Consider the following 10,123-nt stretch of genomic DNA (forward strand, 5'->3'; position numbering starts at 1 on the left):
CCCCGTCCCGCACCATCCGCGCCGCCGCCAGGGACAGGGCCATCAGCTCATGCGCACACGCGGCCGGGCCCAGGGGGTGGCGAGCGCCCGGGCGCAGGAGGACCGCCACGGCCTCGCCCTCCGGCGACTCCCAGAGCAGGTCCACCACGCCCTCCACGGAGGCGCCGTCCTCCAGGTCCAACACGAAGTCGAGCCCCCGGTGCACCGTGGACGCGGGCGTGGCCGCCAGCCGCCGGGCGAAGTCCGTGCCGAGGAAGCGCTCCACCGTGGCCAGCACGTCGCCCAGGTCGTCCTCCTCCGGCTCACGACCGGCGCCGCGCAGCAGGTGCTCCAGGTGCGCGCGTCGCTCCGACGCCCCCGCGTCCGGCCCCGCCAGTGACAGGTCCACGTCACGCAGGAGCCGCGACACCAGTTGGCCCGGACGCTCCACGGGCAGCCATCCTTCCGGCTCCACGAGCAGCGGCGACGCCTGCGCGGGCGCTTCCCACGGCTCCGACCCGACGGCGAGCCCTAGCCGGTGGAGATGGTGGTAGCGGCGCGGGCACGTGAGGAAGTCCTGCACCGCACGCACGGACGCGACCACGGGCGTGTCGGAAAGAGCCGTGTCCTCGAACGCGTCGGATCCATCGGTTCGGTCGTGGAAGGACTCCTGGGACACGCGCTCCAGGGCGGACTCGATGCGGGCCCGGGCCTGGGCGACCTGTTCCTCGGTGGGCGGCTCCGGATCCGCGGGCGGCGGCAACTGCTCCACGTCCACGTCGACAGCCAGCGCGCGCAGGTCCGGATCCGCGTCCAGGCGCCGGTCCATGCGGTGCCACCAGGTATCGGTGCCCGCGCGCTTCTCCTCGCCGCCCGACAGCACCAGCAGGTCCTTCGCGCGGGTGAGCGCCACGTAGAGGAGGCGCAGGTACTCGGCGTCCTCGCGGGCCTTCAGCTCGGCGCGCACCGCCTCGAAGCGCTCGGAGGTGAAGGTGTCCAGCGAGTCCGGCATCCAGGGGCGCAGCGCCAGGCCGAACGAGCGCTCGAAGTACGCGCGGGCCGACGTGGTGCGCCGCCGGCCGCCCATCCCGGGCACCACCACCACCGGCCACTCCAGGCCCTTGGCCCGGTGGATGGTGAGGAGCTGCACGGCGCGCGGGTCGCCCTCGTCCATCAGGTCCGCCTGCGCCTCGTTGGGGTCGGAGTCCGCCAACTGGCGCAGCTCGCGCGCGAAGGCCACGCAGCCGCCCGTACCGCGCTCGTCCCTGCGCGCCGCCAGCGACAACAGCTTGTCCACGTTCGCGCTCGCCTGCTCCGCGTAGGGCGAGCCCGCCAGCGCCTCGCGGTACCCGGTCGCCTCCAGCGCCGAGTGCAGCAGCGCGTGCACGCCCAGCCGGTCCCGCTCACGTCGCAGCACGGGGATGAGCTCCAGGAAGCGCGCCAGCCGTGCCTGTTCGCGCGCGGACATCGCGGCGCGCACCTGTTCATCCACCAACCGTGGCGAGCCGAGCGACAGCGGCAGGTCCCCCGCGAGCCGGAACAGCGACGCATCCGACAGGCCCACCAGCGGCGAGCGCAGCACCGCGGCGAACGCCAGCGCATCGTCCGCATCCGCCAGGAGCGCCAGCAGCGAAGCGAGGTCGCGCACCTCCTGCGCCCCGTAGAAGCCCCGGCCTCGCAACACCCGGTGCGGAACCCCGTGGCGGATCAGCGCCTGCCGGTACTCCTCCAGGTGCGTGAAGGTCCGGAAGAGGATGGCCACGTCGCCGCCGCGCGCGGGACGCAGGCCCTTCTTGTCCTCCGCCATCACCGTCGCTGGAGCGCCGGGCGCCAGCATCACCCGCAACCTCCGGGCCACCGCGTCCGCCTCGTGCTCACGCAGCTCCGGAGCGGTGTCGGCCTCCGGCAGCGTCAGCCGCTCCACCACCGGCCCTTCCGCCAGGTCCCGACGCGTGGGCGACAGGTCGTCCGTCGCCGCGTCGTAGACGACCTCGAACGGACGGGGCGTCGCTTCACGGGCCACGAGCAGCCCCGCGAAGGCCCGGTTGAAGAAGGTCAGCACGCCCGGCAGTGAGCGGTAGTTGTGCTGGAGGAAGCCGCGCGCTCCGCCCTCGTCCTCGATCTTCTTCGCCAGCACCGTGAACACGGACACGTCCGCGCCACGGAACTCGTAGATGGACTGCTTGCGGTCACCCACCGCGCACAGGAACGCGGGCTCCAGGGGCAGCGCGGCCACCAGGTCCGCGTCTGGCGTCAGCTCGCGCGGCCCGCCTTCACGGCGCTCCGCGAGCAGCAACACCAGCTCCAGTTGCAGCCGGTTGGTGTCCTGGAACTCGTCCACGAGCAAGGCGCCCAACCGCTCCTGCACCTGCTGGCGGAACTCCGGATGGTCGCGCAGGAGGTCGCGCGCCTTCACCAGCAACGAGGTGAAGTCGAACACGTTGCGCCGCGACAGCTCCGCGTCGTGCCGCGTCTCCAACTGGCCCAGCAGGTCGCGGAAGGTCTCCTCGAAGGGCGCCGTGCGCCACGCGGAGTAGGCATCCTCCAGTCGCCGCACCGAACCGTCGCTCTTGCCCTTCACCTTCCAGAGCAGCTCCTTCAGGCAGGCGCCCGCGCCCTTGCGGAGATTCGCCAGGTTGCGCGGCTCCGACAGCAGCACGTTCCGCAGCGTCGGGAAGTGCTCCGTCTTCAGGAACGTGTCGGGCGTCATGCCCTCCAGCGCCCGCTCGCACGCGGACAGGAGCGGGCTCCACTCGACCTTGGTGTCCTGCGCGCGGGCCTCGGCGCACAGCCGGCGGCAGTCCTGGATGAGCGCTTCGAGCTGCGCCTTGTCCGCCACGCCATCGCCCACGCGCGCCGTCGCCGCCTTCAGCCCCTCCTCGCGCAGCGTGCGGTAGACGTCCATCAGCGCGGCCACGAGCCCGTCGGAGAAGCCCGAACCGGAGAAGCCCAGCTCCGCGCACAGCTCGCGCACCCGCGCGTCGCCTCCCTCCAGCGCGTCCAGCACCACGCGCTCGGTGACGTCCTCCAGCAGGCCCGCGGACTCCAGCTCGTCCAGCACCTCGAAGGCGGGATCGATGCCCACCGCGGGCGGCGCGCGGCGCAGGAGCTGACCGCAGAGCGAGTGGAACGTGCCCACCGTCGCGGCGCCCAGTTCCTCGCGCACCTTGCGCCACTCGTCCTGCGTGGGGAACGGGCGCTCCAGCCTCGCGAGCGACGCCCGCAGGTCCTTCTCAGCGTCCGCCGGGACATCGCCCTGGGCCAGCGCGTCCAGGCGCTCCCGGACGCGGCGGCGCATCTCCGCGGCGGCCTTGTCCGTGAACGTGAGCATGCATAGCCGCGACGGCCGCAGCGCGGGGACCGCCTCTCGCGCGCCCGCGAAGAGGTGCAGCGTCATCGTCACCAGGCTGTACGTCTTGCCCGCGCCCGCGCCCGCCATCAGGGCCAGGTTGCGCTCCAGCGCGAGCATGTGGGGCGCGGTGTCGCTCATCCGCTCCCTTCCTCTGTCACGCGCCGTTCGGTGATGCGGCACACCGCGCGGTAGCCGCAGCGTCCGCAGTCGTTGGGCCGCGCCGGGAAGTCACCCTTGCGCAGGCGCTTCACCAGCGTCTCCACCGCGTTGGGCAGGTTGAGCCCCTGGGCATCCGCCACGCGCTGGCGCACCTCGGGGTCCGTGGACAGGAGGTCCTCCAACTCCGCGGGCGGCAACACGTCCGACAGGTGGATGGTGGCGCCCGTGCGCAGCGAGAACCACGCCGCGTTGCGTGCCCCCACGTGGCCGCTCTCGCGCGCGGCGTAGAGGTACAGCGGGAGCTGGAAGTCCGAGCGCAGCAGGTTCTCCTTCAGCGTGCGCTTGTCCAGCTTGCCCGTCTTGTAGTCGATGACGCCCACTTCCACGCCGGCCGTGTCCAGCCGGTCGATCTGACCCTCGAAGATGATGGCGTCGTCCGCCACCATCAGCTTCACGTCGCTCCAGCGCTTGTCCTTCGCCGCGGGACCGAACTTCAGCTCGAAGCCCTCGGGCACCAGCGGATCAAAGGGCAGCCCCCGGCGCTGATCCGTGAGGATGCGCCGGACCATCGCGTGGGCCTTCTCTCCCGCGAGCTTCCACAGCTCACGGTGGCCCACGTGGTGGAGCTCCTCGAAGTGCTTGCTGGCCTTCTTGACCGCCTTCTCCAGCACCTCCTTGGGGATGTCCTCCGGCGCCTGGCCCAGCAGCTTCTGGTCCTTGAGCGCCTGGAACACCTCCTCCATCACGCGGTGCCAGAAGGTGCCGCGCCCCCGGGCGTCGAACTCCTCGCCGGGCACCACGGGTTCGGCCACCTTCAGCCCGTACGCGACGAAGCCCTGGAAGCCGCAGTTGCCGAAGCGGGCCAGGGCGCTCGCGGACAGCGGACGCTCCAGGCCGAAGTGGAACGTCTCCCGCAGCTTCTGTTCCAGCTCGGCGCCCTGCACGCCGCCCGTGAACTCACCGGGCACTTCCTCCTCGCTGCCGAAGAAGCGCAGGCGCGCGGCCTCCATGTGGGCCAGCTCGCGCGCGGTGCGGAACCAGTCGTCCGTCGCGAAGTGCTCCTTGAGCAGCGGGCCCGCCGGATCCGGTTCGGTGACGCGCAGCTTCGGATACGCCAGCGCCTCCAGCGCCACGGTGCGCCGCAGCTCCGCGCGCGTGAGCACCTCATCCAGCGGCAGCACCGGCGACAGCGCGCGCGTGGCCCAGTGACGGCCGGTGAGCCGCCGCACCTCTTCCAGGAACGCCGAGGGCACCTGCTCCTGGCCTCCCGCCGCCTGCACCGCGAACGACAGGCTCAGCGTGGCTTCCGCCGCCGCGAGCGCGCTGGCGAACAGCAGCCGGTCCTCGGTGAGGCGCCACGGGGCGCGCTCGTCGAACTCGCCTCCCGTCAGCCGGAACACGTCCCGGGTCAGGTGCTGGTTGAGCGCCACGCGCTCCGCGTCGCCCAGCAGCGGCGACGGCGGGTCCCTCCCCGGGAGCCGTCCTTCCGTGAGCCCCGCGACGAAGAGGTGGCGGAAGGTGCGGCCCGGCACCTCGCGCAAGTCCAACACCTCCACCGCGCCCGCGGTGGGTCCTCTCGCGGGCAGGTGCGTGTCCTTCAGGGTGTCCGCCAACCACCGGCCCAGCGTGCGCCGGGTGATGCGCGGCCCACCGCCCACCGCGCGCAGCGAGCGCAGCAGGTCCTCCATCCGCTGACGGAACGCCGCGAGCGCCGCGTCGTCCCGGGCCCTCGCGTCCTCGATGCGCGCGCCCAGGGTGCCTTCCTCGCGCCGCTCCCGCGGGCCCGCGGAGTCCAGGAGGCCCAGCCGCTCCACGACCTTCCACCACGCGGCGACCAGCTCCGCGGCGGAGCCCTCCTGCGGGATGTGGCGGCATTCATCGATGAGCCGCATCACCCGGTCGCGCAGCGCGCGCACGGCCATGACCCGGACCGCGTCCTCCTTGTGCCTGCCGCCCTGGGCCTGCAACCGGCGCGCGAGTCCCTCCAGGCGCACGTCGTAGGCGCCCTTACCTCGCGTCGCGCCCAGCCGATCATCCCGCGCGGCGGCCAACGCGAAGAGGGCGGCGGGCGCGTCCGGGCCTCCTCGGGAGAGCGAGGGCACGTAGCGGCTGGCGACGATCTCCGCCACGCGCTCCGCCGGGAAGCCGTCCTCGATGAGCACCGGCAGCTCCAGCGCCAGTCGCACCGGGCCCGCGAGCGCGAGCGGTTCGCCCCAGGGCAGACGCACCGGCACGCCCAGCTCCCCCAGCGCCTCCGCGAGCCAGCCCGCCTCCGGGCCCAGGTCCCGGTACGCGATGGCGATGTCGCCCGGCGCGCTGCCCGAAGCCATCAGCCGCCGCACGTCGCGGGCCACCACGCGGGCCTCCTCGCGCGCGGACGTCGCGTTCCACACCGACAGCCCCTGCACCGCGTCCTTGAGCACGTCGCGCGCGGCCCGGGGCGAGAACAGGTGCCGCCCCAGGTCCGTGAAGGGCCGGCCCTCGAACGTCACGTCCGCCTTGAAGAGGTCCACGTGGGGCATCGTCTCGCCCCGGTTCTCGAAGGCCCGGAACAGCGCCGCGAGCGCCGCGTCCGCCACGGGCGAACCGCCCACCGGCGTCTCCACGCGCAGCAACACCCGGCGGGACTCGCACGCCGCCGCGAGCCCCAGCAGCAGCTCCAGCTTCGACGGTCGCACGTCGTAGACGCCGTGGAGCACGAGCCCCGTCACGCCGTCCCAACCCGCGGGCCACGCGCCCCGGTCCAGGGCCTCGCGAGCGCCCCGGAGCACGTCCTCGCGGTCCGCGAGCCCCAGCTCCGCCAGCCGCTGTTCGTACAGGTGGTAGAGCCGCGCCAGCACCCGCACGCGCGTGCGGCGCTCCGGCGGCAGCACCTCCGCGGCGTCCTGGAGCTCGCGCGCGGAGAGGCGGCCCGCCTTCAGGTCCAGCAACACCTCCGCCGCGGCCCGGGCGAACGCGGGCTCGCGCACGTAGTCGCCAAACGGCGTGCTCCCCAGCGAGGTCCCCAGCCCGGCCACCACCGCGCGGGCCGCCGTCGCCGGACAGGGCCGCCGGTTGAGCTCGCCTGCCCCTCCCAGCGTGTGGACGAAGTCGTCCCACGTGAGCAGGTGGGTCCCCACCGCGATCCCCCGCGCACGCCGCTCCGCCCGCAGGGCTGCCTGACGGCGCGCGGCATCAGGGAAGACGTGGAGTGTGCGGCCAGGGCGGGGCATGCGGGGCGAGGACTCTAGAACGGCCAGGGGCGCCGTTTTCATGCTCCTTTCAGCCCATTCCCACACCCTGGCCCGTTGGCCGCCCGCCTGCTGCCCTCCAAGACCCGGGAAGTCCGAAGACGCAGTCCCGACATCCGACCCGGAACGGCGCAGGTCCGCCCGTCCTTCGGGACTGAGCCAAAGCCACCGGGGATTGCAGTGAAGGGGCGGAGCGCCCTTATGCTCCGCCGCCCCAATGACCGCCCCCTTCCGGACCCTCACCGCCCTCTGGCTCGTCCTCCTGGCCCCGCTGTCGCCCGCGCTCGCCCAGGACACCGCCGACACCACGGACGCGCCCCGCGCGCTGCGCTTCGACTGGACCCGCGACGGCGTCATCACCGGCGCCGCGGGCGCGCTGTGGATCTCCAGCGAGACCGTGTTCAAGGACAACCTGGCCCCGGCGCAGTGCCGCTGGTGCGACCGCGCTCCGGATGGCACCGACACGCTCAACCGGTTGGACCGCTGGGGCCGGGGGCTCGCGGGCAACACCCCCGAGTCCCGCAAGCGCGCGGACACGTGGAGCAACGTCATCGGGTTCGCGGGCCTGCCGCTGGGCGTCCTCGGCGTCCAGTACGCCGCCGGCCGCAGCAGCGGCGCGTCCGCCGAGTTCTTCGCCCAGGACGCCACCATCATGGTGGAGAGCGCCGTCATCGCCTCCGTCTTCAACCAGGCGGTGAAGTTCACCGTGGGCCGCGAGCGGCCCTTCGTCCACGTGCTGTCCGACGAAGACAAGGGCCTCACCGCCCACCCCAACGACAACAACCTGTCCTTCTACAGCGGGCACACCAACCTGGCCTTCTCCCTGGTGGTGTCCGCGGGCACCGTCGCCGCGATGCGCGGCTACAAGCACCAGGGCCTCATCTGGGGCGTGGGCCTGCCGCTCGCCGCCTCCGTGGGCATGCTGCGCATGGGCGCGGACAAGCACTACCTGTCCGACGTGCTCACCGGCGCCGTGCTCGGCACCGCCTTTGGCGTCGCGGTGCCCCTGCTCCTGCACGGCCGCATCGATGACGACACCCAGCCGAACGCCGCGCGGAAGTCCTCCCTGTCACTCACGCCCTCGGTCGGCCGGCAGGTCGTGGGCGTGTCCGGCGCCTTCTAGCCGCGGAGTCACCCGGGCGCGCACCAGCCGACACTTCGCTCCAGTCCCTCCCGGCCCCCCGGGGCCCGACATGGTAGGCGATCCGTTCACCTTCGTCGGACGGATCCCTCCGTGCGCTCCATCCTGCTCGTCTTCCTCCCGTGCGCCGTGGGGCGGTGTCCATGCCCCTGACCCCGCCCTCCGGGCAGGACACCCGGCGCGTCGCGCGCTTCGGCCCCGCGCTGCCTCCCGCCACGTTCGCGGGCTTCGCCCTGGCGGCGGTGGCCATCCTCGTCATCGCCCTGCTCTCCTACCGCACCCTGCGGACGCGCACCGAGGCCAGCGCGCTGGTGACGCGCACGCTGGAGGTTGTCGAGAGCCTGGAGGGGCTGCTGTCCACCCTCAAGGACGCGGAGACGGGCCAGCGCGGCTTCCTGCTCACGGGGGCCGCGAGCTACCTGGACCCCTACGTCGGCGCGAAGAAGTCCCTCCCCACACAGCTCGAACACCTGAAGGAGCTCACCGCCGACAACGCCCCCCAGCAGCAGCGGCTGACGCGGCTGGAGTCCTCCATCCAGGTGAAGCTCGCGGAGCTGCAGCAGACCATCGACCTGCAGCTGCGGGGCGACAGCCGGGAGGCCATCGCCATCGTGAAGGAGGACCGCGGCATCGCCGCGATGAGGGACATCCGCGACACCGTGGAGGAGATGGAGCTGGAGGAGCGCAGGCTGCTCGCCGAGCGCAACGCCGGGTTCCAGGCGTCCTCCCAGCTGTTCCTGCTCGTCACCTGGGCCGGCTCCGCGCTGCTGCTCGGGCTCATCGGCATGGCGGGCTACATCGCGTCGCGCGACTTCCGCACCCGGAGCATCGAGGCGTGGATCCAGGCCGGACAGAACGCGCTCTCCCAGGGCATGCAGGGCGAGCAGCGCCTGGAGCAGCTGGGCGACAACATCCTGCGCGTCCTCGCCACCACGCTGGATGCCCAGGTGGGCGCGCTCTATCTCGCGGACGCGACCCACCGCTTCCGCCGCGTCGCCGGTTACGCGCTGCCCGCGGACTTCGAGGCGAAGGGCGACCTCTTGCGCGCGGGCGACGGGCTCGTGGGCCAGGCCCTCAAGGAGGGCCGCGTCTTCCACCTGCGCGACGTGCCCGAAGGCTACCTGCCCGTCTCCTCCAGCCTGGGCCACGGCCCGGCCCGCCACGTCCTCATCGCCCCCATCCAGACGGACGGGCAGGTCAACGCGGTGGTGGAGCTGGGCTTCCTCCACCCGGTGCACCCGTCGGACCTGGAGCTGCTCCAGCGGGTGTCCCCGTCCATCGGCGTCGCGGTGCGCGGCTCGCACGACCGCACGCGCCTGGAACAGCTCCTGGAGGAGACGCGCCGCCAGGCCGAGGAGCTGCAAGCCCAGCAGGAGGAGCTGCGCGTCTCCAACGAGGAGATTGAAGAGCAGAGCCGCGTCCTCAAGGAATCCCAGACGCGGATGATGACCCAGCAGGAGGAGCTGGAGGAGACCAACTCCCAGCTGGAGGAGCAGACACGGCTGCTGGAGAACCAGCGCGATGCCCTGGCCCTCGCGCAGGTGTCGCTCACCCAGAAGGCCACCGAGCTGGAGCGCACCAACCACTACAAGTCGGAGTTCCTGGCCAACATGAGCCACGAGCTGCGCACGCCGCTCAACAGCTCGCTCATCCTCGCGAAGCTGCTGGCGGACAACAAGGAGGGCAACCTCACCGCCGAACAGGTGAAGTTCGCGGAGACCATCAGCGCCGCGGGCAATGATCTGCTCGCCCTCATCAACGACATCCTGGACCTGTCGCGCATCGAGGCGGGCAAGGTGGAGGTGCAGCCGGAGACCGTCGTCCTGCGGCGCTTCGTGGAAGGCCTGGACCGCGCCTTCCAGCCGGTGGCGCAGCAGAAGTCGCTGCACTTCTCCTGCACCGTCGCGCCGGACGTGCCCCCCACCCTGGAGACGGATCCGCAGCGGCTGGGCCAGGTGCTCAAGAACCTGCTGGCCAACGCCTTCAAGTTCACCGACCAGGGCGAGGTGGCCCTCACCCTCTCCACCGCGGGCGCGGGGCTCGTGGGCTTCTCCGTACGCGACTCCGGCATCGGCATCGCCCCGGAGCTCCAGGACGTCATCTTCGAGGCCTTCCGCCAGGCCGATGGCAGCACCCACCGCAAGTACGGCGGCACAGGCCTGGGCCTGTCCATCTCCCGCGACCTCGCGCGCCTGCTGGGCGGCGACGTCACCGTGCGCAGCACCCCGGGCGAGGGCAGCACCTTCACCCTCGTCCTGCCGC

General features: G+C 72.6%; 4 protein-coding genes. 2 read left to right on the forward strand and 2 right to left on the reverse strand.

The window, feature by feature from the left end; translation table 11 throughout:
* Positions 1–3,469: UvrD-helicase domain-containing protein (locus tag D7V93_RS28450; protein ID WP_120646377.1), on the reverse strand; the 3,469-nt coding region annotated here is incomplete at its 3' end.
* A complete protein-coding gene (locus D7V93_RS28455; protein WP_120646378.1) occupies positions 3,466–6,702 on the reverse strand; it encodes a PD-(D/E)XK nuclease family protein in 3,237 nt (1,078 codons plus the stop codon). The genes D7V93_RS28455 and D7V93_RS28450, both read right to left, overlap by 4 nt.
* Before the next feature lie 235 nt (positions 6,703–6,937).
* On the opposite strand from D7V93_RS28455, the gene D7V93_RS28460 reads away from it, so the two are divergent.
* Positions 6,938–7,843 (forward strand): phosphatase PAP2 family protein, encoded by a 906-nt coding sequence (locus D7V93_RS28460; RefSeq protein ID WP_120646379.1) that lies wholly within the window; start codon positions 6,938–6,940, stop codon positions 7,841–7,843.
* A gap of 161 nt (positions 7,844–8,004) precedes the next feature.
* A partial coding sequence (locus D7V93_RS28465; RefSeq protein ID WP_120646380.1) for a CHASE3 domain-containing protein occupies positions 8,005–10,123 on the forward strand: 2,119 nt, incomplete at its 3' end.

Source organism: Corallococcus llansteffanensis (genome assembly GCF_003612055.1).
GTDB lineage: Bacteria > Myxococcota > Myxococcia > Myxococcales > Myxococcaceae > Corallococcus > Corallococcus llansteffanensis.

Excerpts from the sequence above, each read along its gene's own strand:
- D7V93_RS28455 (WP_120646378.1), bottom strand. The coding sequence starts at position 6,702 with ATGCCCCGCCCTGGCCGCACACTCCACGTCTTCCCTGATGCCGCGCGC.
- D7V93_RS28460 (WP_120646379.1), top strand. The coding sequence starts at position 6,938 with ATGACCGCCCCCTTCCGGACCCTCACCGCCCTCTGGCTCGTCCTCCTG.